The organism is Halobacillus hunanensis, assembly GCF_900166655.1.
GTDB lineage: Bacteria > Bacillota > Bacilli > Bacillales > Halobacillaceae > Halobacillus_A > Halobacillus_A hunanensis.
In genome coordinates this window covers 16551-39021 of record NZ_FVZB01000004.1, presented here as the reverse complement: position 1 = coordinate 39021, position 22471 = coordinate 16551, and the positions used below count along the sequence as shown (strand labels likewise).

At 36.9% G+C, this 22471-nt stretch carries 29 protein-coding genes and 1 pseudogene; 21 read left to right on the top strand and 9 right to left on the bottom strand.

From position 1 onward, the window contains the following. Positions 1–611: 611 nt before the first annotated feature. The 5 genes from B5354_RS00605 to B5354_RS21005 all read left to right on the top strand — a co-directional run bounded on the left by B5354_RS00605 (position 612) and on the right by B5354_RS21005 (position 2629). Positions 612–1394, top strand: coding sequence for a ParA family protein (locus tag B5354_RS00605; RefSeq protein ID WP_139377028.1), 783 nt, complete (start codon positions 612–614; stop codon positions 1392–1394). Continuing rightward, positions 1387–1827, top strand: coding sequence for a hypothetical protein (locus B5354_RS00600; RefSeq protein WP_079524967.1), 441 nt, complete (start codon positions 1387–1389; stop codon positions 1825–1827). The genes B5354_RS00605 and B5354_RS00600 overlap by 8 nt, the downstream gene beginning before the upstream one ends. A gap of 15 nt (positions 1828–1842) precedes the next feature. Next, the gene (locus B5354_RS00595; protein ID WP_079524965.1) at positions 1843–2064 is read left to right on the top strand and encodes a hypothetical protein; all 222 of its coding nucleotides are present in this window, start codon (positions 1843–1845) and stop codon (positions 2062–2064) included. 24 nt (positions 2065–2088) lie between these two features. After that, positions 2089–2286 carry a hypothetical protein gene (locus B5354_RS00590; protein ID WP_079524963.1) on the top strand — a complete coding sequence of 66 codons (198 nt, stop codon included), beginning with the start codon at positions 2089–2091 and terminating at the stop codon, positions 2284–2286. A gap of 265 nt (positions 2287–2551) precedes the next feature. Further along, positions 2552–2629, top strand: coding sequence for a putative holin-like toxin (locus tag B5354_RS21005; RefSeq protein WP_420810429.1), 78 nt, complete (start codon positions 2552–2554; stop codon positions 2627–2629). Positions 2630–3081: 452 nt separating this feature from the next. On the opposite strand, the gene B5354_RS00585 is transcribed toward B5354_RS21005, so the two are convergent. The 4 genes from B5354_RS00585 to B5354_RS00575 form a co-directional block, all read right to left on the bottom strand. After that, positions 3082–3438: a YhjD family protein gene (locus B5354_RS00585; RefSeq protein ID WP_079524961.1), complete on the bottom strand. Its 357-nt coding sequence runs from the start codon at positions 3436–3438 to the stop codon at positions 3082–3084. A 99-nt stretch (positions 3439–3537) separates the two neighbouring features. Continuing rightward, a complete protein-coding gene (locus B5354_RS20800) occupies positions 3538–3672 on the bottom strand; it encodes a hypothetical protein (RefSeq protein ID WP_275897963.1) in 135 nt (44 codons plus the stop codon). A 464-nt stretch (positions 3673–4136) separates the two neighbouring features. Then, a complete protein-coding gene (locus tag B5354_RS00580) occupies positions 4137–4427 on the bottom strand; it encodes a hypothetical protein (protein WP_079524959.1) in 291 nt (96 codons plus the stop codon). 24 nt (positions 4428–4451) lie between these two features. Continuing rightward, complete coding sequence (locus B5354_RS00575; RefSeq protein ID WP_079524958.1) at positions 4452–5552, bottom strand: hypothetical protein; 1101 nt, start codon at positions 5550–5552, stop codon at positions 4452–4454. A 364-nt stretch (positions 5553–5916) separates the two neighbouring features. On the opposite strand from B5354_RS00575, the gene B5354_RS00570 reads away from it, so the two are divergent. From B5354_RS00570 to B5354_RS00490, 16 genes are all read left to right on the top strand, one after another. Continuing rightward, a complete protein-coding gene (locus B5354_RS00570; protein ID WP_079524956.1) occupies positions 5917–6558 on the top strand; it encodes a hypothetical protein in 642 nt (213 codons plus the stop codon). Positions 6559–6655: 97 nt separating this feature from the next. Further along, the gene (locus B5354_RS20330) at positions 6656–6796 is read left to right on the top strand and encodes a hypothetical protein (protein ID WP_163531423.1); all 141 of its coding nucleotides are present in this window, start codon (positions 6656–6658) and stop codon (positions 6794–6796) included. Between the two features lie 35 nt (positions 6797–6831). Further along, the gene (locus B5354_RS00565; protein ID WP_079524954.1) at positions 6832–7338 is read left to right on the top strand and encodes a hypothetical protein; all 507 of its coding nucleotides are present in this window, start codon (positions 6832–6834) and stop codon (positions 7336–7338) included. A 78-nt stretch (positions 7339–7416) separates the two neighbouring features. Continuing rightward, positions 7417–7653, top strand: a complete 237-nt coding sequence (locus B5354_RS00560) for a CagC family type IV secretion system protein (protein WP_079524952.1) — start codon at positions 7417–7419, stop codon at positions 7651–7653. Between the two features lie 12 nt (positions 7654–7665). Beyond that, the gene (locus tag B5354_RS00555; protein WP_079524950.1) at positions 7666–8013 is read left to right on the top strand and encodes a hypothetical protein; all 348 of its coding nucleotides are present in this window, start codon (positions 7666–7668) and stop codon (positions 8011–8013) included. 13 nt (positions 8014–8026) lie between these two features. Next, complete coding sequence (gene trsD / locus B5354_RS00550) at positions 8027–8692, top strand: TrsD/TraD family conjugative transfer protein (protein WP_079524948.1); 666 nt, start codon at positions 8027–8029, stop codon at positions 8690–8692. Positions 8693–8718: 26 nt separating this feature from the next. Further along, a complete protein-coding gene (locus tag B5354_RS00545) occupies positions 8719–10698 on the top strand; it encodes a VirB4 family type IV secretion system protein (protein WP_079524946.1) in 1980 nt (659 codons plus the stop codon). Positions 10699–10718: 20 nt separating this feature from the next. After that, entirely contained in the window at positions 10719–12101 is a 1383-nt protein-coding gene (locus tag B5354_RS00540; RefSeq protein WP_079524944.1) for a coiled-coil domain-containing protein, read from the top strand. 18 nt (positions 12102–12119) lie between these two features. Further along, positions 12120–13151: a bifunctional lytic transglycosylase/C40 family peptidase gene (locus B5354_RS00535; RefSeq protein WP_079524942.1), complete on the top strand. Its 1032-nt coding sequence runs from the start codon at positions 12120–12122 to the stop codon at positions 13149–13151. 141 nt (positions 13152–13292) lie between these two features. Then, positions 13293–13856, top strand: a complete 564-nt coding sequence (locus B5354_RS00530) for a hypothetical protein (protein WP_079524940.1) — start codon at positions 13293–13295, stop codon at positions 13854–13856. Positions 13857–13869: 13 nt separating this feature from the next. Further along, the gene (locus B5354_RS00525) at positions 13870–14277 is read left to right on the top strand and encodes a hypothetical protein (protein WP_079524938.1); all 408 of its coding nucleotides are present in this window, start codon (positions 13870–13872) and stop codon (positions 14275–14277) included. Position 14278: 1 nt separating this feature from the next. Next, complete coding sequence (locus B5354_RS00520) at positions 14279–15781, top strand: VirD4-like conjugal transfer protein, CD1115 family (RefSeq protein WP_240339845.1); 1503 nt, start codon at positions 14279–14281, stop codon at positions 15779–15781. Between the two features lie 12 nt (positions 15782–15793). Then, the gene (locus B5354_RS00515) at positions 15794–16279 is read left to right on the top strand and encodes a hypothetical protein (RefSeq protein ID WP_079524936.1); all 486 of its coding nucleotides are present in this window, start codon (positions 15794–15796) and stop codon (positions 16277–16279) included. Between the two features lie 19 nt (positions 16280–16298). Then, positions 16299–17144: a conjugal transfer protein TrbL family protein gene (locus tag B5354_RS00510; protein ID WP_079524934.1), complete on the top strand. Its 846-nt coding sequence runs from the start codon at positions 16299–16301 to the stop codon at positions 17142–17144. Positions 17145–17430: 286 nt separating this feature from the next. Then, positions 17431–18186: a hypothetical protein gene (locus B5354_RS00500; RefSeq protein ID WP_139377027.1), complete on the top strand. Its 756-nt coding sequence runs from the start codon at positions 17431–17433 to the stop codon at positions 18184–18186. A gap of 356 nt (positions 18187–18542) precedes the next feature. Continuing rightward, the gene (locus B5354_RS00490) at positions 18543–18800 is read left to right on the top strand and encodes a hypothetical protein (protein ID WP_079524926.1); all 258 of its coding nucleotides are present in this window, start codon (positions 18543–18545) and stop codon (positions 18798–18800) included. Between the two features lie 190 nt (positions 18801–18990). On the opposite strand, the gene B5354_RS00485 is transcribed toward B5354_RS00490, so the two are convergent. The 5 genes and pseudogenes from B5354_RS00485 to B5354_RS00465 form a co-directional block, all read right to left on the bottom strand. Then, positions 18991–19248 carry a hypothetical protein gene (locus tag B5354_RS00485; RefSeq protein ID WP_079524924.1) on the bottom strand — a complete coding sequence of 86 codons (258 nt, stop codon included), beginning with the start codon at positions 19246–19248 and terminating at the stop codon, positions 18991–18993. 94 nt (positions 19249–19342) lie between these two features. After that, entirely contained in the window at positions 19343–19837 is a 495-nt protein-coding gene (locus B5354_RS00480; RefSeq protein ID WP_240339844.1) for a hypothetical protein, read from the bottom strand. Between the two features lie 217 nt (positions 19838–20054). Next, positions 20055–20753, bottom strand: coding sequence for a SprT-like domain-containing protein (locus tag B5354_RS00475; RefSeq protein WP_079524922.1), 699 nt, complete (start codon positions 20751–20753; stop codon positions 20055–20057). A 103-nt stretch (positions 20754–20856) separates the two neighbouring features. Then, a complete protein-coding gene (locus B5354_RS00470) occupies positions 20857–21372 on the bottom strand; it encodes a hypothetical protein (protein ID WP_079524920.1) in 516 nt (171 codons plus the stop codon). 616 nt (positions 21373–21988) lie between these two features. Beyond that, a pseudogene (locus B5354_RS00465) lies at positions 21989–22114 on the bottom strand (DUF3231 family protein); the annotation flags it as partial. Positions 22115–22471 lie beyond the last annotated feature (357 nt).

The window sequence follows — 22471 nt, the reverse complement described above, 5'->3', positions numbered from 1 at the left end:
CCCTATATGAAACTGTCAATAAAACATGGAATACCGTAGCGAAAGCGAAGGCTATGCCGTGAAAGTTTATTGATGGTTTCATAATCTTCTTAGCTTCCAATGGGGAAAGGCATACGGTACCTGCCCCATTGGAAGGTTAGAAGATTTAGGGCGTTGTACGATTCGGAGTGCAAAAGGAAAAATAACCATAATAAAAAGCAGGCGTAGCCTGCTATCCCTTTTGAACGGTCTTGATGGTTTTGTCATCGTTCACCCGTTAAGAAATCGACAGGAACTTATCGGACTGTTTTTGCTTCACGACCTACCCCTTTGCTACAGCCCGTTGTTATCGACGATTTTAGAGGGAAGCGAGATACACCAATTTGTTAGATAGCGTACTTGGCTATCTTAGAAACTGGTAGTAGACCCTTTGGGTGACCCCTATAAACTTATTCTTCACTCCAATAAGATTTAGAAATAAATTTAAAATCACAATTATGATTAGATTTAGTATTAATTTTAATTTTATGGTTAGATTCAATAAAAGTACTTATGTAAGTGTTGACTTTAGAGTTAGTCAAAGTATAATAATAAGTAACAACATTAAATATAATTTGAGAGGTGGTATTAATTTGGGTACTGTTATTTGTATTAATAACAACAAAGGCGGTTCGTTGAAAACGACAACAGCAACGAATTTGGCAGGAGTTTTAGCTACCGAAAAAAAGAAAGTCCTCATCATTGATGCGGACAATCAGTCGAATGTTGCACTAACCTTCGGCTTTAATCCAGATAATGATTTTGAACAGGGATTATACAATGTATTGCTTGAAGAAACGGACCCTAAAGAAGTCATTGTAAAGGCGCATGATTATATTGATATTTTACCTGCTAATGATGATTTAGTAGGATTTGACTTCGGAGTGATCGGAGACAGAGATCAATACCCTGAACCATTTACCATCATGAAAAAGACATGTGCTAAATTAAAAAATGAGTACGATTATATTTTTATAGATACGCCACCTTCTTTGTCCCTGATGGTCGGCAACGCCTTTACATTTGCTGATGAAGTGTTGATTCCTTACAATCCAGAATCATACTCAATGAGATCGTTAATAAAAGTGCTGCAAACCATTGAAGATTTTAAAGAGCAATATAATCCTGACCTAAACTTGCTCGGTGTGTTTGCAACAATGGTGAATTACCAAACAACACTGCACCAAGAAGTCATGCAAGAAACACGCAGATACGCCATAGAAAATGGCGTGAAAATGTTTGATACGTATATTCCTTCAACCATCCGATTTGCAAGTTCCGTGGCGTATGATAATTTACCTGCTACCCTGGGTAAAAATATACAAAAAGCAAATGTCTATTTTGAACTATGGAAGGAGATCAATGAGGATGAGTAATAAAAAAGGGTTGGCCGGATTTGGAAAAGTCGCTAATACTGATAAGAATAAGAACACTAACACTAATACAAATAATGAAACGGATAATAACACTGAATCTAAAAACAATAAGAACGTCAAAGATAATTCTAATATAAGTTTTAAATCCAGTACTAATAATAACTCTAAGTCTAATTCTAGTACTGAAAATAAAACTAATGAAAGTGTTAACACTAATACTAATGATAATAATGAAACCAGTTCTAACACTAACAACATAGAAAGTATTGTTTCTGCGGTCACAGGAAAAGAGAAGCCAGTAAAGAAACGGCAAGTGAGTATTCATCTCGATGAGGATATCGCAAAAGAATTTGAGAAATTCGGAAAGAAGCACGGGAAAGGGGCACGATCTAACCTCGTTAATGAGTTCTTGAAATCCGTTTTTAAGTCATAGATGAGAGGTACCTGAATGACTAAAAAAAGAGCAGCATTAAAAGCATTCAATAGAAGGTATGAAGAAACAATTACATGTGGTTTATCAACCGGAGAAAAGGATCGTCGTTTTGCCACGCTCATGACGGAAATGGAACAAGCATTTAATATTCCAATGCTGAAAAATCAGGAATGGGAAAGAGAAAACAGAGCTGTCATTGCTTTGTATAGAAAAGTGTCTCGTAGTAGAACGACTTAGCAAAAGGAAAGGGGAAATAAGGTAATGGGAACTAGCGAAAAGAAGAAGTACGGGTATATCCACAAAATAGGGGAAAACATTTCGATTTGTTTTCTTGATGGAAAAGTGATGAAAGGGAAGTTACTGAAAGTATTCCAGTATGAAATCATTCTGGAAACGGAAAAGAACGGAGAGGCTGTAGAAGTGACCGTTTTCAAAGGGGCCGTTAAGTATATTATTTAGCACTAATGTAAGTGTTAACATCAATACTCATATTAGTACTGAAATCGAATCTAATATGAATACTAATAACAATATTAAATTTAATTTTAAATGTAGATGTTTTTTATAAATTAAAACTACAAATCATTGTATAAGCCCCATTTAACAATGGTTACATGTTATAATTAATGTACAATGGTTCGGTTTTTCTCAAGGTCGGGGTCGGCGCATTCCTGCTGTTTGTCGTGTCTTTTGGACATGTCGGATGCAAAGGGGGTGTTAGCCTTTGACAACCTTTGAAGTTCTATTTTTGATGATCGCCTTCGCAACACTTGTTGTTACGATCATAAACCATAAAAAATAGACCCCACCTTCTGAGTTAGCGGCTCGTGGTGAGGTCTGTTCCTTACTGCTCCGTCCCCCCTTGTAGGGGAACTGATCATATTGTATTTAGACCGTATGGTGTTAGTAGCACCTGCGGTCTTTCTTTATTTTATGATTATTTGTTGTTTCTATGCTTATTATACCACGGACAGCAACTTTGTACACCTGAACGACCTAAACCGCCCTTGAGTAGTTTGTTTCAGCCTTTCCTTAATGGGAAAGGCTGCTTGCCTATATCATGTTCAATAGCACTAACAACAGACCCCCTTATGTGATGGCAAAAGGACACCATTAAAGCCTTATCCTCTTGATAGTTCGGTCTGTTGTGACCTGCGTTGTTAAAGCACCGTGGGCCTTCTTAATTTAGCTACTTCTATGTTTAGTGTACCTCGAAAACAGGACATATACACATTTCCTATACTTAAGAACATGTTATTCATCCCATGTTCGAACTTTTGGTTTATAAGGTTTTGCTAAGGAGCCATAGAAGTATTCTTGCAGCATATTTTTTGTATGTTCCCGGAGTTGGCTAGACGAAAGCTCAATAATCCCGTCCTGGTCTCTTGTAGTCCATTTGTATTGTAATACTTCACCTTTTTGATTCAACTGTTTGATATCTACATGATAAACCGAATACATTTGTTGTTTCACATGGTTGAGATCAGTTTGTACGGATTCGATAACCGAATCCACTTTGTCTAAGTAGACATTCCTCATTTTGAATTCTTGGAAAAGCTTTTTATCATTCTTTAGCACTTTTATGACAAGGGGGAAAATAATACATTTCATCAAGATATCTTCCCATGTCTTGATTCATACTAATCACCTTTTTGTATCTTAATTTCACAATATAGCTAGAAGAGGTGCTGCCTGATTAATCGTTGCCTTCTAAATCCTTCCGTCGTCGGTAATATCAACTTCTTCATACAATCCTTTTCCTGTTTGTTTTTTCAGGATTTCGCTTTGTTTTTCCTCTATCTGCCACAATCGTTCAAATTCACTTTGCTTTTCTTCTTCAGTCATTATTCTTTCGAATCATAAAATCCCTCCACAAAGGTGGATTAATGAAGTTTCGTCCCATCTCAATAAATATTGATAGGGTGCAAATTGCCATTTTAGGCTTTATAGGCGTTTTTAAACAATTCCCCTTATAAATAACCCTTATTTAGACATAAAACACCACACATAGCAAATATGGGCGTTTTAAGCGTCAATCATGGTGAACGTAAATACTCAATCTTTTCAGGGGCCTCCTCTGTCCACTGAATAAATTTATGTTTCCTGAAGAGTTAGCACCTGGTAGACATCCTTTTCATCACGTCCAGTCCAAGGCACAGCACGCCTATGGACGGGGATCGACCGTGTACACCGCAATTATAGATGATACCAGTGTTTTTCTTCCAATATTAGAAAGCATGGTTCACCCGTCCTGTTTAACCGATCATAATAATTCATTATTTGCTTTTTCAACAGCTTCAGTTATCTATTTATTGTAAAGGGTTATTGCTATTACCTTTTAAGAATTGAATGAAACCATCTGTATCTATAGAAACACTATAGCCTTCATAGTTAAATGGTTTATCTTCTAAATAAATATCTATCATTTTTCCAATCATTAAGTCATCTTCTATTCCCAATTGGTTAGATATATATACCTTGAGTTGATCGTCTATCAACATAATAACATCACCTTCAGGGGATGGAGTTTTTGTTTCTTTTAATACGTATCTATTTTTTCTTATTAAGTCCAAACAATTAAAAATAGAGTATTTATCCATTACATTTTTCTCCTTACGGACTTATTAGGATTCTTCTAACCAGTTATAATAAAGGGTTGATCTTAACTGCTGTCTTGCTCGTTTTCTTTCAACATCTTCATCTTGATCCCGTTGGACTTGTTCATGATGATTTTTTCTGATGCCCTTATTTTTTTTGATTATAGCAAGACCCTTAGCAAAGAATTTACTAAAAACTGTAATACTTCCCTTGTCAAGTTGCTCTATAACTCGTTGCCATTGTATATCAAGATCGGCCCTTGTGAATGATGTGATTTCAAGCTCGGAACATTTAATAATGGTGTCTTCAATATCCCGATGGTTAACTTTCTTATTGTCAAGGTAATCATAGAGATATTGATAACTACTATTTTCATTGAATAAGAGATTTAGTTTTTTTATGTTCTCATCATCATCAATATTTTTTTTAGGTGATTCTCTATGTATGGTGTTATCTCTATCTATTGATGATGATGAATTATTTAAAACATTATTACTTTCATTTGATACATTACTAGATTCATTTGATACATTATTGGGTTTTATTTTTGAAACGGTCAACCGTTTTACTTTTGAAACGGTTACCGTTTTACTTTTGAAACGGTTTAAGTGGTATTTACCTACCGTTTTATTTTTAAAACGGTTAGAAGTTGTGTCCTTTTCTATTTTTGGACGTCCTCCTTTTTTGCCGAACTTGGTTCCACTTGATTTATAGTCTGTTTCGTAATCACGTAGTTTTTCTAATGGTTTAATAGCAAGCCCATAATCATTTTGAGGATATTCATATATAATGACATTCACAGGTTTTTGAGTTTTTCTTGTTGATGCTTCATATTCAATGAGATCAACAAGCCCATAATTCCAGAGGGGTTTTATCAATCGGTAAAATTTTGCCTTACTCATTCCTAAGTGTTTTTTGGCTAAAGATTCAATATCATAAGGTACTATATCTTGGATTCTCTCTGGATCACGACGGTCGGCATGGGTTAATAATTTCAACCAGAGTACAAATGATTTTTCTCCTAATTTGTCAACCCAATCGTCCATTGCAACAAAGTGAAGTTGCGGTAACCGTAATTCTCCTCTTGGTTTCTTTGGCTTTGTTAAAATTGCTGTTTGATTTTCCATTATAAAAACCTCCATTTTTTGTTCCCTGCGCTAATAACGCCCAAAATGTGACAAGGAAAAAACAGAGGTTTTATCTTCACTTTCATGAATATTTCTGATACAATGAACAAAGAATATAAATGATAGCTATATAAAAACCTTCTGCTTTCTTGGGAGTTTCATTTGGTGCTGTCGCCAAACAAGAACCAAATGAAACTGAGTGCAGGGGTTTTTTTATTTTTGTAGAATTTTCTAAATAGGCAGTTTGTTCTGCTATTTAAGACATGGTATCATATTTTATGAAATATCCTTGATACGAATTGTCTTTGAATAATATTATAACAAAACTTTCCTTCAAATAAAATAGAGAATTAGGGGGCAGGACATGCAGTTGCAAATCAGCGTCCTTGTAAATAAAGAAATAAATGAAGTGATTAGTCGTTTAGCGAAAAGAATGGGGACGAGCAAACGAAATATAATTTCCCTTGCTTTATCTAATATATTAAAAGGTGAGATTACCAGAAAAAAAGTAGATCAAATTAAGATGGATATTCATGGTTTGACTCATGCCACAAACATTACCGTAAACCAACAGTTTAAAGACCGATTAGATCAGCTCGATCACTTTGGATTATCAAGAAGAAGGTTTTTCGGTTTATTAGTCTGTGATTACTTCTACAAACATTCCCATGAGTTTTTAGGGGAGGATATATTAAAAGAGGATGCAACAATTTATAGTGCAACAAAAGCTAATGTTCAAATAACAATTGATAAAACAATCAAAAATAAACTTATGAAATATTGTACTGAAAATGCAATATCATTAAATAGTCTGATCGCTCATTATGTAATGAACAAAACATTAACTGTAAAATCTTTTCATACAACTAATAAAGATTTTTTACATCTAACATTTGGGGAAGAAGTAAAAGAACAAATCCAAGATAATGCTGAAGAAATGAACATGAGTGAGCGATATTATTTAAATTTAATAATGGCACAAATCAGCATTGATTTGGGACTTTAAAAAACAGTAAGAATTTGCTGTTTTTTATTTACAAAATAATTCATACTTGATATGATGTTATTAAGGATGAAACCAAAAAAAGAAAGGAGAGAAATCAATGGGCCAAAGCGAACGTAGCACCATTATTGAGTGGCTTTATGTCATTACAGGGACACCTCGTTCGTTCTGGAAGAATTATGATAGTGATGTTCTCGATCGGTTGTTTGTGAAAACGATAGAGGATCATCAAGCTGTGTGATAGACTCGAATTGGATATAACTGGAGGTGAATATCATGGTAAAACTGTCATTTGAAACCTTCATGGGTGAGAAAATCCTCACAGATCGTAAGAGAGAAAAGGGCATTTTATATAAGGACTTTCAGTCACTTCCGGAAACCCAAAAGGAACATTGGGCTCATACTTACGGCAAGCCGGTGCCATCCCTTAGAAAAAAGGTGATGCAAAATCGGTCTGAAACTGGAATCGATATCAGTAAATACAAACTGGAAAGACACATGCTGAACAATGGGGCCTCATTAAAAGAAGTTAAAGCGCTGGAAAATGTCTCTATGCCCGATTTGACAGAACAAGTATTGAAGATGAAACGAGGGGCATCCGAAGTTCAATTTGCCGGAAATGCTATGTTGGAAGGTATGTTTGATTTATTTGGAGTCAACCAACATAAAGCTTTGGAAAGATACCAGTCACAAATACATGAGATTGAAACCGAGGAAGGTAATCAACAAAGAAGGAAAACTCAACAAATTAACCGAGCTTTTGACGAAGGAAGACACCCGTAAGAGGTTGGAAGATTACCAATCTAATACAAAAGAACAAAGAACAACACTTTCAATCAGGCGGATTAAGGAGGATGACGAATGATAGAACAAAAGATAGATAGTGCTTTACTAACGATTCAAGGCGTTTTGACAGGGTTAGTGGTCAGTGTGGGCATAGTCGTCAGTCTTTATATCATCGTGACGAGTATGCACAAGTTGAAGAATCCACAAGAGAAAGATGAAGTGTTTCGTTCCATCGGTCGAGTGATGGGGGCAGTTGCTTTAGGGGCTGCGATTATATGGGTTGCTCCGTGGGTCTACAATCTCTTTACGTAAGAAGGTGTTTGTATGGAAGAACCGCAAGAAAAAGTTTTTATTTTTCCTGAAGAAGTCGAATCAGACTACAACATTATTACAGGTATTTCTTTAAAGAACTTTGTGACTAAAGTGTTGCCTTTCGCTTTGATCGGTGTGGGTATTGTGTTAATTCCCCCGTACCCACTCTGGTTGTTAATTATCAGGGGGGTTATAGGTTTAATTGTTGGCTCTATTGGATTCGCTCTTGTCTTGATGAAACCTATACGAGAACGTATGAATATCACACTTCTGCAATGGCTGAAATATCAGCAAGACTATAAGAATCGTCAAAAGCTATTCTATACCAAAACAAAACCGAGAAATCATTTTCTTGAATGAAGGATGAAAAGCAATGTTTCTTCAGAAAAACAAAGCGAGTAAAAATAAGCCTTATGATATGTCTTTGCATGAAAGAGAGCAGCAAAGGCAAACCCAAGTGCAACAATCGATTCAAGACATGTCCTTAATTAAAGCGCAGTATCTTGAATACATCGTTTTAAATAATAATCATTTAGTTGCGGCCATGTCCGCAACAGGCATTAATATGGAACTCTTCAATACTGTTGAACAGGCAAATGTATTTGATGATTATGCAGCGTTTCTCACCAGTCACTTTTCGGGAGATACAACGAATACATCCTTACAGACATTGGATATGACTGTTCCTGTCAATTTTGTGCCGTACATTCTGGCTTGGAAAAAACGGTATATTGAAGCAGAAGAACGAGGAGACACCGTTAAGCAAAACTTGATTGCTTCTTATATTGAACATTTTGAGCGATTCAATGACACATCGGAAATGACAACAAAAGAACACCTTATTGTCATCAGCGAGAAAATGAAAGATCAATCGCTAGAATCGTTGGAAATGGCAAGTAAAAATCTGGATGAGAAAACGGCTGAATTGAAACGATCACTAGAAAATACGTTTTCGAACTACGACTTAGTTGTACGAAAATTAAGTGCCGATGAATACAAAAACATTCTGTATTGGTTTATGAACTTTAACCACAGATAATCAACACAGAAGGAGGGAGAGATAATATGTCAGCTATTCGATCATTACTGTTCCCTTTTGCAAAACCGAAAAAGCGTGAAAGCGTTGAGGAAGATATTCAAATCGATGATTCCCTGTCTTCAGATGAAATTGATAACGTACTAGATACACACACGCTAGATGAAATCTATCCCTTTTCGTGGGAAGAAAAAACAGAACATATTGAAGCAGGAAGTAACTACATTCGAGTAATAGCAATAACAGGCTATCCTAATCAGCGAAGTGGAAACTGGTTAAATGACTTAAAAAGAAAAAGGGGAAATATCACCATTTCACAGCACTTGGAATCAGCCGATGATTCCAGGATGGTTCACCATTACAATGAATCCATTAAAAACAAGCAAGTGGAAATGGAAAAAAGCGTTGACCCGTATCTGAAGAAACAGTTAAAAAAGCAGATTGAATCTGCCAATCTTCAACTGGACAAATATTTAAATGCCGAAACGACTTACATTAAACAACATACGTATCTGTTTCTTCAAGCTAATAGTTTAACAGAATTAGATAACTTGAATGACTCAGTAGTGAGAACGTTGACAAGGTTAAGGCTGCAACAACTCACACCAACGAAAGCCATGTATCACGCTTTCTGGTCCTCGTTGCCGATCGAACAAAACTTGTTGACCGATTATACATCCCGATTAAGTAACACGGAGGCTGCATCCTCCTTTATGCCGTTTGACGATGCAGAAATATTGGAGCTAACCCCTACGGCTCAAGTGGAAGGGGTCAATCGGGAAACAGGGTCGTTAATCGCTGTAGACTACCTTGACCGTAACAAGACATTAAACCAAAACATGACGATTATTGGGACATCGGGTGTTGGAAAAACCACCTATATGACGCAAAAGATCATGCGCCTATTTGCTATGGGAAATCGCATCTTCATCATTGACCCTGAAAATGAGTATTCAAGCATTGTCAGCAAATTAGGGGGGCAGGTTATTAACCTTTCTTCTAATTCGGAAACGAAGATTAATCCGTTTCAAATCTTTAGTTCGGATACAGGCAGCGATGAAGTCAATGAAACAATTGAAATGATTGTGAAGAATAAAATTCAACGATTGAAAGCGTTTTTCAATGTATTAAAACCTGATCTATCAAAAGTGGAAAAGGCGCTTCTGGACAAAGTCATCAGAGATACTTACGATGCAAAAGAAATTTTTCAATACAAAATGATCGAAGAGGTCCCGTCAGAGGGATTCCCGACATTAAGTGATTTATATGAACAGCTACAAATATTAAGGCAAAAGGATATCGAGCGTTTTGAACGATTACAAGACTTTTTCTACATCCTAGAAAGTTACTGTTCAGGTTCGAACACCATATTCGATGGTCATACCAATGTGAATCTGAACGATCAGCTCGTCAGTTTCAATTTAAAGCGACTGCAAAATGAACACGATGTTCAAGCTGCAGCTTATCTCAATACGTTTTCGTTTTTGTGGGATGAAGTAACCAAAAATCGAGATGAAGCCGTTTATTGTTTCATTGATGAGTTTCACTTTCTTTCCAAAAACCCTGATTCGATGGAATTTTTCTATTCGGCTTACAAGCGATTTAGAAAATATAATGCAGGGGCAATAGCCGGTACACAGCAGATTCAGGACGTATTAGATGCTGCTAATGATTTAGGGGCTGCTGTTATTGAAAACAGCTTTACCAAAGTCTTTTTTGGACTTGATAATGTCGGGGTAGAAGAAGTCACTAGCCGATTAAAAGAAAATTTCTCGAAGGAAGAAAAAAGGTTGTTGAGTGCCAAAAGGCAAGGGGAAGCCCTCTTTATCCACGGGTCAAACCGAGCCTTTATGAAGGTGCAATTGACACAAGAAGAATTGCGCTTATGGGATCAAGCAAGGTACGAAAAAGAGTATGATCTACCGGCTGTCGATGAGCCTGACTATACGGAGAATATCAGAATTTCAAACGCAGAAATCGAAGAATCCAAAGAACATGTTATGTCATAAACGAAAGGGAGGGTGAAGCCTTGAAAATTGCGAATTTTGGTGAAGGAAATATTAAAATTGCCAAAGATCAGGCGGTTGTACAACTAATCGAAAACGGAGAAGCTGAGGAAATCAATTTAGATAGTCTACAACACGCTCATAATCAAGAGCCGGATACACTTCATCTTCAACAGGCAACGATGGAAAAGGGCAGGGTGCAGTTGACGTACGATATTCCCGACCAGTTTATATCTCTTGAACAATTAAAAAAGGAAACCTTACCTGTTCGAATAGCAGCGATTAAATCAGTTTTAGAAATTGACCCTTTAAGCCGTAAATATACCTATTCGCTGCATCCAAGTACCGTTTTCTTTCGCCCGATGACCAGTGTTCGCTTTACCTATGTGGATGTTATAAATAAAGGCGCACTTGGAGAACACGAAGCTATCGACCAATATAAAGCCCTAGCGTATGCGCTTATCTCCTGTCAGTCTTATGAAGCCTTTTTGCGACACGGGATGAAAGCCTATAAGCAGAAAAAGTTAGTTTTTAAAAAGAGGGAACAAGAGCAAGTCATTAAGTTACTTAAAACCATTGAGGAATCTGAAAACCTTTCCGAACTAAAAGCCGACCTACAACAAAGCTACGAATACACCCAATATCAATACTTCCAAGACATTGCATCTATTGAGAAAAGATTAAAGAATCGTTTCTATGCGGTTGTCGTTTGTTCGCTTGTCGCTTTGTTGTTAGGGGTGACAGGGGCTTACACGTTAACCAACGCCCAAAGTAAAGCCATTGCTCAAGAGTATAGTGAAAAATTAGAACAGAAGGAATTACAAATTGAAAAAATCCAAGCTGTTCACGATCAGGACTATAAGCAAGTGGTAGACATTATGAAAAGGGCAGGCAAAAGCGAAAAAGAGATTGCTGCTTTTCTCATCAAAAAAGAACAATACCAACTTGCCCTGGATACGAACCCGACAAATAAAACCGTAGAAAACGTTGTATCAACTATGTATGAACAAGAGAAAAAGGAAAAAATACTTGATTTAAAACTAGAGGAAAATCAACGTTTGTCTGATGCAAAAGCTGTTGTGGCTTATAACAAATCAGTGTTAGATAGCCGTAAGAGTTTTATTGAGGATGCAACACTAGCCCATCGAATGGGAAAAGCATTCATAGAAAACGGCGATTTACACTCTGCGGAATATTTGGCCAATCAATTTGATGATAAGGAATTAACGAAGTTAATTGAAGAAAAGAGACAAGAAAACGAACGGCTTAAAAAAATCGAAGGAATTGAGAAGCAAATTGATGATCTGAAAAAGCAAATAGAGGATACGGACGATGAAAAGGAAAAGGAAAAATTGAACGAAGAACTGAAGAAAGCTGAAAAGAGATTAGAAGAATTGAAGAAATAGAGCAGGGAGGAAGTGAACATGTCTGCTGTTGCTACAGTCAAAGGAGCAATGATCGCTAAAAAGCACTGGAAAAAAGCCGTGTATGCATTTTTGATTTTAATCCTGCTTCTAGCTTCAGCCGCATTGGGTTTAAAGAGTGAACAGCAACCCAATTATGGAAACGTTGGAACGATTCACGGAAAGGCACAAGTTCCGGATTATATTGCCAAATGGAGACCTCTCTTAGAAACGTATACAGAAAAGTATGGAGTAGCCGAATATACAGAGTTTTTATTAGCTTTGATGGCTCAAGAACTTGGAGCTTCTGACACATTGGATATTATGCAAGCATCAGAGAGCTTGGGATTACCACCCAATACAATACAAGATCCAATAAGAAGTGTTCAAGTGGGAGTACAATATTTTGCTGATTTACTTCAAAGAGGTGAAGAAGCAGGAGTCGATTTCAAAACAATTGTGCAAAGCTATAATTTCGGTGTTGGCTATATCGACTTCATCGCTGAACATGGAGGAAAGCATACACCGGAGTTAGCCAAAACATTCGCCCAACAACAAGCAAAACGCTTGGGTTGGGATGATTACGGCGACCCACAATATTTAGTCCATGTCATGGAGAATTTAACAGGCGGCAACAATCAAGGCAACACCAACATAAAAATGGCTGATAATGCTACTCTGCAAAATATTCTTGACAACATGGTTAGGTTCGAAGGAGACCCTTACGTGTGGGCAGGGGCAAGCCCATCGGTCGGCTTTGATTGTTCTGGTCTAATGATGTGGGCGTTTGGGCAGGCAGGCATCAATATTCCTCGTACAGCACAAACCCAATACGTTGCTAGCATGAAGATTCCACCCGGGCAAGCGCAAGTAGGGGACTTGGTTTTCTTTACGGGAACCTATGAAACGCAAAAACATATTACGCATGTTGGTATTTATGTCGGTAATGGGAAAATGTTCAATGCAAACGGTTCAGGTATCGAGTTTTCAAATTTAAACAGCAGCTACTGGTCAAAACATTTTGTTGGGTTTGGTAGAATTGCAAATTTTTAAAGTTAAAATTAAATTCAACAATAATATCTACATTAGGTTTAATAATAAAGTTAGGTTTAGTACTTAACTTAGTATTAAAACTAATACATAAGTTAACACTAAATATAACACTAAAACCAATATTAATGGGGTTGAGATAAGGTGAAACAATACTTCATTATAGGAGCGTTGATTCTCTCAAATGTTATTTTCTTATTGCTCTATATCGGTGCGTTAAGTACCGATCATCAAGCATCAGCGAATGAAAAAGAGGAAAGAGAAATTACAAAAGGGGAGAAACAAGGTAAGACAGAAAAGGGTTCTGAAGAATCCCTATCACAAGACAAAGAGAAGTTCATTAAGGATACATTTAAAACGCTTTTCGATTATGGAAATGAAGATTATTTAACACGATTTGAAGTCGTAAAAGGAGAAGTTAGTAAAGACGTTATTCAAACTTTAAATGGCATGGGTGGGGGAGAAGTTCCGAAGGTTAAATTTCAGAATAACGTCAAAGGAATCAAGGTTTATGTTGCTTCTTCTCCACCAGATAAAGAAAACACAAAGGATGTCCTTGTTTATATGACGAGTTCTTACGAAATCGAGGGCAGCACACCGAGTGAACGGCATCAGCTTTTCCGAGCAGGTGTGAAAACAAAAAATGATGGCTATATCATCACAGCCCTTGAATCATACGGGTATATCCAACCTGTCAGCCAAAGTTAAGGGGGAGTTTAAAATGATAAAGCAAAAGATATTGGTTTTCGTTCTTTGCTTTTTATTCCTTTTTGAGATCACCATGCAAATCGGACACCTGCTTCCTTTCATTGCTGAAAACATGGGGAATCTCAATCTAAACATGATTAAAGATAAAGCTTTCACTATTTTATTGAATCCTTTGGATGTGAATCCAAATCCTCTTTTTTACATGCTGCTGATTGGAAGTATATTTTATTCAGCTTACCTTGCAGTTACATTAGGAAAGGAAAAAGAAGGGTGGGAAGTCGATCCGAACGAACGGTATCATGGTTCAGCTCGCTTTGCTAAACCGAAGGAGATATTTACAGGCAACGAATTTAAAGGAGCAACAAGAAAGGATGTCTTTCATGAATTAATGGAATCAATAGAAACCAAGGGAGGGGACTAAATTGAAAACGAACGGCATCATCTTAGGGGAATTTCAAAAAAATCTCATGATACAGCCAACAGACAGTAGTGCCCCGAATCGTAACCACTTTGTTGTAGGTGGTCCAGGTTCTTATAAAACGCAAAGTTATGTGATGACAAATGTGCTGAATGAACGAGAGTGTTCGATAGTGGTCACCGACCCGAAAGGTGAGGTATATGAGAAGACATCTGAAATCAAGCGCAAACAAGGCTATGATGTTCGTGTCGTCAACTTCAGTAATATGGTTAGCAGTGATCGTTACAATCCCTTTGATTACGTAAAGAAAGATATACATGCAGCAACGGTTGCTAATACCATTGTTGCAGCTAAAAACGACCCGAAGAAAAAGGATATTTGGTATAACTCACAATTAAGTTTACTCAAAGCATTGATTCTTTACTCAATCAATGAAATGAAGCCATCAGAACAGAATATGACAGGGATACTGGACTTTTTGCAGGAATTTGACCCCGAAAGAGACAAAAGCAAGGGTGTAAGTGAACTCGATGAACAGTTTTTAATGCTTGATCGGCGTAACCCTGCCAGACGTGCTTATGAACTCGGTTTTATGAAGTCACAGGAAGAAACCCGTGCAAGCATCGTTATCTCTTTACTTACTACGATTGGCGATTTTGTAGATGATGAGGTTGCTGCTTTTACTTCATTCTCTGACTTTTTTGTGGGGGATGTAGGAAAGCGAAAAATAGTTGTCTATGTAATTATTCCCGTGATGGATAGTACATGGGAAGGGTTGATTAACCTATTTTTTAATCAGATGTTCAATGAACTTTATCGTATCGGTGCAGAGAACAATGCAAAGCTCCCTCAATCTGTTTTTTTTATCTTAGATGAGTTTCCCAATCTTGGGCGATTTGATGACTATGAACGATTTTTAGCCACATGCCGTGGCTATGGTATCGGTGTGGGAACGATTGTTCAAAATATTACTCAGCTACAGGCGATTTACGGTAAAGAAAAATCGGAATCCATTATTGGTAACTGTGCGGTGAAAATCTGTTTGGGGAACGTGAATGAAACAAGTGGTAAATTTTTCATGGAACAAATGGGTAAAGCGACAGTCAAGGTGGAAACAGGGTCAACATCAAAAAGTAGGGGGAAAAGTGAAAGTAACTCCGCATCTGAAAGTTTTAATTACACAGGCAGGAATTTAAAAAACTTGGATGAAATCCTTACCATGCCCGATCACGAATCAATTGTGATTATCGCTGGCAAAAGGCCTGTAATTGCTAATAAAGCATTTCAATATAAATTGTTCCCGGGTATTATCCCCCAATCAAATCAAGACAATAAATTTTTAGTTCGTCAAGTTGATTATGAGAATGAACCGACAGAAGAAGTACTGACAGCGTTTGAAGAAAAAATACAAGCCTTCGATCAAAGTCAGGAACAAAAGAGGGAAGAACAACAAGAGAATCAGATGGATGCTGCCGAAAACTTCTTTAATCAAGAGGCGAACGGATAGGGAGTGTTGACGTTGAAAAAATACTTATTGCCATTGTTAGTAATGACATTGTTACTTGCTGCTTGTGGTGGGGGAGGGTTTAACCCTGAGAAAGCAGCAAAAGAGAGCAAGCAAGCACTGAAGGACTTTTTCTCACTTTATGAGAATGGAGAATCCATTGCAAGTCTCAACAATGGAGAAATCAAAAATGCTGTTGATAAAAAAATGATTGATTATTTCACTGATGATTTCAAAAAGGAGGTCTATCAAGCTATAGATAACCGAAAAGAATATAACAAATCTTATCAAAGTGAATCTGCTTTTTTTCTTAACACAAAAATTAAGGAGAAAAAAACTACTTTTAGGAACATTTATGAAATAACTGATTACCGAATAAACGAGGAACAAAAGCAAGTATTGTTAAGGATAGATGCTACTGAATCTACTTTAAGAGATAGTGCATTGAAAATAGAAATGGTTTTAAAGGATGGGGGATGGAAGATCAATAAGGTTAGTTAAATATGAGGGAGGGAGTTGAGTGTTTAATTTAACGGATAATATAAAGGAATTCTTTGAGAACTTAATTTCGGATGTCTTAGAATCAGCCCTACAATGGTTAGCAAACATAGTTTTTACTCACAAAGGATTGACAGGGTTCTTAAATGAAACGTATCTATTATTTATTAGCTTTGGTGCAGGAGTTATGCTCGTGATTCTTCTATGGAAAATCCTTGAATATACGATTCAAACTAATGCAGGTGCATCCCATCAAGTTGGGTTATCGGATATTCTCCTTCGTGCTGTGCTAGCTTCTGCATTGATACCCATTCTCCCTTTCATTTTAACTTTTCTTGTTAGAGACATAATAACACCCCTTGGAACTTGGATGTTTGGGGAAATGGGAAAGTACACCGCAGAAGGTGTAACGGATTACTTATCAAAAGGAAGTATTGGCGACATCATCGGTGATGGCTTTGTGTTTCTAATCGTTTTAGGGTTTGTAACAGTTGCTATTGTTGCATTTACAATCAAAATATGTATCTATCATGTCGATTTACTGGTTCTGGAATTACTTTCAATTTGGGCTGCTATCTCTGTCTGTTCAGATGAAAACAATTACATGTCGGTTTGGTGGCGTGAAGTTTTATCGCAGCTAACAACAATTATTGTACAAATGGCGTTGATGGTTGCCATAACAGAAATTTTAACAAGTGACAGCTTTACATGGTGGAAATTCATGTTGCTAATTGGCATGTGTGTGTTAATCATTCGCGGACCATCTGTTCTCCGTCATATGTGGTATGGAACAGGTTCTTCCAGAACCATGATCAATGGGGGGAAAATGGCTACTCGCTTTGCCATGGTTAGAGGGCGAACAAGATAATGATAATGGATTTTTTGGAGAGTACAATTGGTCCATATAATGTATTTACTTATCTATTTTTGGCAGTGGTTAGCTTTTACGTGACTCTTAACGTAAAAAGACAAATTAGAATGATAAAAGAAGACAATGAAGCGAATCAAACATGGAATAAGTTTAAACAAAAGAACCGTGAGATGTTTACTAAAAAGAATTTTGTAATGGTAAAAAAATATTACCTTAAAAAATTCAAGAATTATTTTTTAAATAAAAAATAACAAAGGAGAGATGCACGATGAATCAAAGAATTATGAATGAAGCTATGGAGCAGCACGGTCAGGAATTAATGAACGTCATTAACCGCCAGTTGGAAGCAAAAGATAACGGTCAATCTTTATTAAGTGAAAATCAAGTTGAATCTATGCTAGATAAGCATTTCGAGAAAGTTGAGAGTTTGCTTGAATCCTATACACAACAGCAGCAACAAAATAAAGGGGTTTCCGTATCAGAATGGATTCAAGATTTTCAAGAGAAATTAAAAGAACTGGCCAATGAATTTGCCAAAAAGTTTAAGGCAAAGGTTTTGGAATCGAAGAATAATGTTGCTGAAAAAACCCGAGGAAAAGTCGAAGACGTACAAGAGAAGGTTAATGAGAAAGTAGACCATGTTAAAGAGCTTGCTCAAAGCAAGATCGACAATGCTGTTTTAAATTTGAATAATAGAGTGAAAGAAATAACTCAAAAGGTAGAAGATCACCTTAACCAGAAGGAAGACGTTCCGCCAGAACAAAGTCAAACAAATAATGACGAACAAACATCTAAGGCTTCGGAAATTGAAGATTTAAAAGAAGAGATCAAGAATTTAAAAAAAGAAAATGAAAATCTCTCTAAAAATAATAAAGGCCTTCAAGGTAAAATGGATAAGGTTCAGCAATTTTTTAATGAAGATCAAGATGCACGGCAAAGTTTAAACAAGTTTTTAACAGGCAATGAGGCGAAACAGGAAAAACAGCAGGATAGGAAAGAAGAAGTGACGGAGGAAGCCAAGCAAGGTATCAAATTGTAATAGAAGGGGTGCTACCCCTTCTTCATTATTTTACTGTCGAGTGACAATAAAGATGTTTCCGTTACAATAAAAATGTTCCGCAATAGACAGTTTGTTGAATAAGTAACCAAAGTAGGTGAGTGTATGTGGGAAGGATAGCAGAGAAAAATAGAAAGTTCATAACCAAATCGGGATATGGTTAAATCGCTTTCAAAAATTTATCAACTCTATACGTTGTCCGAATTGCCACTAGCTAATGTTCATATATTGCTTGATCACTTTTTATGGGCTTGGACAGAATATGATGGAAAATATAAAGGTTGTACATGGTGGTCTGAGAAAGCTTATGAACAATATGTTAAAAGAAAAAAGACAGAATGAAAGGACATGACCATGTTGTACCTCGTGATGTAATTAGACGAGAAATATTAAAAATGCTGGGTAACAAAAGTAGTGATGAACAATTGTATGAATTTCTTGATAAGAATCTCATCGGATGTGTGATAACAAAAGAAGAAGATAATATGTTGAATAGATTAGGTTTAAGAGATGTATTGGGTTGCACTTTAGATAACCATACGACTTGGAAAAGATACGAAGTTGCTAGAATATCAAGGAAAAAAGTTAAATGGTAAAATGAAAGAGTATTTTTAATAAAGTTTTGTTATTCCGGAAAAGAGGCGCGATTGTTGAGCAACACAGGTAAAAAATAATCAAACTTTTTTATAAAAACAAAATTGAAATCTGTCGGGAAGAAGCCATTTTGAAAAAACGATCGAAAATGGCTTCTTTTTATTTACCATAAAATGTGGGTTTTTGAGGTGTTTACTTTGCATTAACTTTATAATTTAGCTTCAATTCTTTAATGATTTTCTCTACAACTTGTACAATCTTTTTATTAAAGCTGATTTCTCCGTACTTCGTTTGTTGTTCAATTTGCTCATTTAATTCTCCTGTTAGATCTAATGTAATGTTGTAATTGAAATTTACAGCAGAAATATGTAATCGCTGGTTTTCATCATCCATTACTGCGTACACTTCTTCAAAGTCAGTAATAAAGAATTCAAATAATTTTGCTTTCATACCTATTAATACCCCTTCGCATTTTTGTTCCAGTTCAACCACGTTTTAAACAACATTGTTGTGACTAGATACGCTCTATTATATTTTTCGTCTCCTAAATACTTCTAGCCTTCCTTAGTGTCATCCTCTTTTTTGTCGATTCTTCCATTCTTGCAGCAAGATTTTGAATATAGGATTCTGTTAATTTGTGTGGGATGTATCCAATCCGTTCACGTATCAGATTTTCTAGGACAAAGCACTTTCTTGTCCAGTAATCATACATATCATAGGTGTAACGTTCACCGTTTTGAAACTCATCAGCACCCGTTTTCATGGCTTGAATAAACGTATGACGAGCATGGTAGGTGTCTGATCGCTCTTTACGAGCGATTTTGAGCATGAACATAAGTTCAATAGTTGTATAGGTCATTAATTCAGGTGTGGACTTCTCTGCATCAATATTGGATGGTTGGGATTCCGGCAAGAAGTTTTTGCGCTTGCCGTCATGTTGTACATCCGTCTTTCCAATTTTCATTTCACAAAAATCACAGTAGTAATGTTGTTCGTAGGGTTCAACCGGACTTCCGCAGTAACAGCACGTTTTCATCATAACAAAACTCCTTTTTATTGTAGTAGAAAAATTTAATTTGCTTTAGATTTGTGCAATGTTCGTCTTTCCATCTCAATTTTGTTGTTTTTGTCCAGGAATACTAGAACAATTTCATTCAAAAAGACGAACGATATTTTGTCCTGGTTGATTGACCAAGTTCCGAATAAGCGAACAATGTTTTTTGGCCATAATTCCGGGAGATAAAAAAACTGAATGTTTATTGCTTTTCTAGGGTTATATCACAGTCACCACATTTTACATTCACTTCTTGTTTTGATGACCGCATAATAAGCCCGCAGCCAGAACAAACCCACTTGTAGGATGATGGTTTACCTGCCGATGACGTTTCCCTCCCTGATTGGGCTTCGGCTTCTTCTGCTGATTGACCGTTTTCTAAGGCATTAAAGTACATAGAACCACGCCGTGAGATGGTAAATACATCAGCGTTTATATTCATGTTTGAAATTTCATACTTTGCTTTTTGCCCCAACCTTGCATAAGTCCAACCGTGAGTAGGGTCGGGTTTGTCGCTTTGATATTCAAATCCAATTTCTAGCACTTTCTTTTTAAAATGTTTATTATGGTACGTCCCTTTACGGCTACAATCCTGAATGTCATTAACTTTGTGATAAAGATGTACCATTTCATGAAGCAAGGTGTCCATCGTTTCGTGAAAGTCCAAATCAAGGAACTCTGCTGATAAGTTGATTTCATACATTTTGGTTTTGCCTTCTTTATCTCCCCATACGGGTACAACCGTACACCATCCCATCGATTTCCGTTTGTGTCCTGATGATTGTATGGTGATTGCCGGAGTCGGCAACTCATCATTGAAATAGTGTTTATTGAATAAGTAAAAGGCATTGTGCAGCTCCTGCGTAATTTTATCTATATTGACCTCATGAATTTCAGGCATTTGGTTCAACCTCCATTTTTGAACCATATGGTTCAATTTTATACTTCATTATATCAGAAGGAGGAAGATGAATCCCCCTTCCTTATCTAGTGTTTTAGCTGGTCTACAGTTTAGGCCCATAGCTTCGGGTTTTTATAGAACGTCTATCTTCCTTTTCTTGCTCTTTTTCCTTCTCCACTTGTTCTGATATTCCACATAAAACTACGTACACACTACGCAATCCCTGTACTGTCTCCTCAACACCCTTGTATTTAAGGGAAATGACCCTGACTACTGATTGATCAGAGAAACCCCCGTTATCCTCGATCAAATGAAGATTAATTAACATGGTGTAATGGGGATAAACCCAATCGTCTCCTTGTTTAATATAGATGGGGAAACTTTTATCCAAAAAATCAATCTCACCTTCACGGTTGGTGATGTCCCTAAGCTCATTCATTGTAAGGATAGGCTTGTGTTTAAACACTTCTCTCTCTAAAACAGCTAGGGAAACATTTTTCCCAACAAGTGGTTTTAATGTTTTTGCGACCGCTTTAACTCTTTCAGGAACCTCGGCCTTCGCTATAACCTTCGAATTTTCATCTGGAACCACTACTGGATTAACGAATTCATTCTTCATGATATTCACTCCTATTTTTAAATTCTTCCTTTTCTCTTTGCATGTTTTTACTCCTTTCCTTTTGCATCCGAAACGGATGGTTCCCCAAAGGGAATTATTTCTGCCCTTTTGACATGGAGAACGAATCTGGAGCATAGACAGCAGCGCAAGGGTTTCCGCACAAAAAAGTTTTCGCTTCCGCTTTTACTTATTAAAAGCGAAAAGTTTTTTTGCCCCTTGCGCTGCTAGCTCGTTCACTTAGAAAAAATAGGTAGGGCATACGGGACCCGACCTGTTTTTTTCTTAGTGGACTTGCGAGTGATACGATTCGGAATGCAAAAGGGACAGAAATGCTGAAGCAAAAATAAAAAGCAGACGTCAAGTCTGCTTATCGTATCTAACGCAACCTTGAAGTCCTGCTTTTTGACTTCAAGGTGTGCCCTCTTCGATTTTGCTATCAATGCCGACTCGTTCACCCCTTAAAAAATTGACAGTCCGTAGTTATCGCTAATTTTAGGGAGAAGCGACACGTACAGAATGACGGAAAGCGTTCTTTGCTTTTCGGTCAGTCTGTACGTGCAGTAGGCCAACTAGAACTGAATTAATATAAGTTCTTCCCACATCATGTAATAGGGTATTATTTTTTCTTTGCCAATTCATCCCTGTCTAATGCTCTAGGTGGTTCCTCCATCCATCCATTTTTGATCATGATGTTTGCCCCATCCTCTGCTAATTTCTGTATTTCTAAGGACAATTTGTTATACGTTTGTGAAACCTAGTTTTGCTGCTTTTGATGCTCCATAAAGTGCATCTCAACTGCCTTCTAACCCGGAAATAGGGATTTGTTCACAATAACATTTTGATGCTCATCGTCCAGAACTAACCTTCCGAATTCTTGTGAAAAAGGGTGTTTTTGTCCCCCGTGTTCTTGATTAGTAGTTTATCCAGGTTAGGATTTGAAAATTTTGAAGTATGGTTCTCCATTCTGATGGTTAAGCTTTTATTTGTCTTAGTGGTGGGCGTAAACTACGAGGAATTGAAATAAGTCCTGGGTTTGCACTTTTTTCGAACCGCAGTATGGTATGAAAAAGGTCACCTATCGATGCCAAGCATACCAACA

Coding starts and splice junctions, on each gene's coding strand:
- B5354_RS00590 (WP_079524963.1), top strand. CDS start 2,089: ATGGGAACTAGCGAAAAGAAGAAGTACGGGTATATCCACAAAATAGGG.
- B5354_RS20800 (WP_275897963.1), bottom strand. CDS start 3,672: ATGACTGAAGAAGAAAAGCAAAGTGAATTTGAACGATTGTGGCAGATA.
- B5354_RS00480 (WP_240339844.1), bottom strand. CDS start 19,837: ATGATGAAAACGTGCTGTTACTGCGGAAGTCCGGTTGAACCCTACGAA.
- trsD (WP_079524948.1), top strand. CDS start 8,027: ATGTTTCTTCAGAAAAACAAAGCGAGTAAAAATAAGCCTTATGATATG.
- B5354_RS00485 (WP_079524924.1), bottom strand. CDS start 19,248: ATGAAAGCAAAATTATTTGAATTCTTTATTACTGACTTTGAAGAAGTG.
- B5354_RS00490 (WP_079524926.1), top strand. CDS start 18,543: ATGAAAGGACATGACCATGTTGTACCTCGTGATGTAATTAGACGAGAA.
- B5354_RS00570 (WP_079524956.1), top strand. CDS start 5,917: ATGCAGTTGCAAATCAGCGTCCTTGTAAATAAAGAAATAAATGAAGTG.
- B5354_RS00600 (WP_079524967.1), top strand. CDS start 1,387: ATGAGTAATAAAAAAGGGTTGGCCGGATTTGGAAAAGTCGCTAATACT.
- B5354_RS00545 (WP_079524946.1), top strand. CDS start 8,719: ATGTCAGCTATTCGATCATTACTGTTCCCTTTTGCAAAACCGAAAAAG.
- B5354_RS00575 (WP_079524958.1), bottom strand. CDS start 5,552: ATGGAAAATCAAACAGCAATTTTAACAAAGCCAAAGAAACCAAGAGGA.
- B5354_RS00565 (WP_079524954.1), top strand. CDS start 6,832: ATGGTAAAACTGTCATTTGAAACCTTCATGGGTGAGAAAATCCTCACA.
- B5354_RS00595 (WP_079524965.1), top strand. CDS start 1,843: ATGACTAAAAAAAGAGCAGCATTAAAAGCATTCAATAGAAGGTATGAA.
- B5354_RS00470 (WP_079524920.1), bottom strand. CDS start 21,372: ATGAAGAATGAATTCGTTAATCCAGTAGTGGTTCCAGATGAAAATTCG.
- B5354_RS00500 (WP_139377027.1), top strand. CDS start 17,431: ATGAATGAAGCTATGGAGCAGCACGGTCAGGAATTAATGAACGTCATT.
- B5354_RS00560 (WP_079524952.1), top strand. CDS start 7,417: ATGATAGAACAAAAGATAGATAGTGCTTTACTAACGATTCAAGGCGTT.
- B5354_RS00580 (WP_079524959.1), bottom strand. CDS start 4,427: ATGGATAAATACTCTATTTTTAATTGTTTGGACTTAATAAGAAAAAAT.
- B5354_RS00555 (WP_079524950.1), top strand. CDS start 7,666: ATGGAAGAACCGCAAGAAAAAGTTTTTATTTTTCCTGAAGAAGTCGAA.
- B5354_RS00535 (WP_079524942.1), top strand. CDS start 12,120: ATGTCTGCTGTTGCTACAGTCAAAGGAGCAATGATCGCTAAAAAGCAC.
- B5354_RS20330 (WP_163531423.1), top strand. CDS start 6,656: ATGGGCCAAAGCGAACGTAGCACCATTATTGAGTGGCTTTATGTCATT.
- B5354_RS00585 (WP_079524961.1), bottom strand. CDS start 3,438: ATGAAATGTATTATTTTCCCCCTTGTCATAAAAGTGCTAAAGAATGAT.
- B5354_RS00525 (WP_079524938.1), top strand. CDS start 13,870: ATGATAAAGCAAAAGATATTGGTTTTCGTTCTTTGCTTTTTATTCCTT.
- B5354_RS00475 (WP_079524922.1), bottom strand. CDS start 20,753: ATGCCTGAAATTCATGAGGTCAATATAGATAAAATTACGCAGGAGCTG.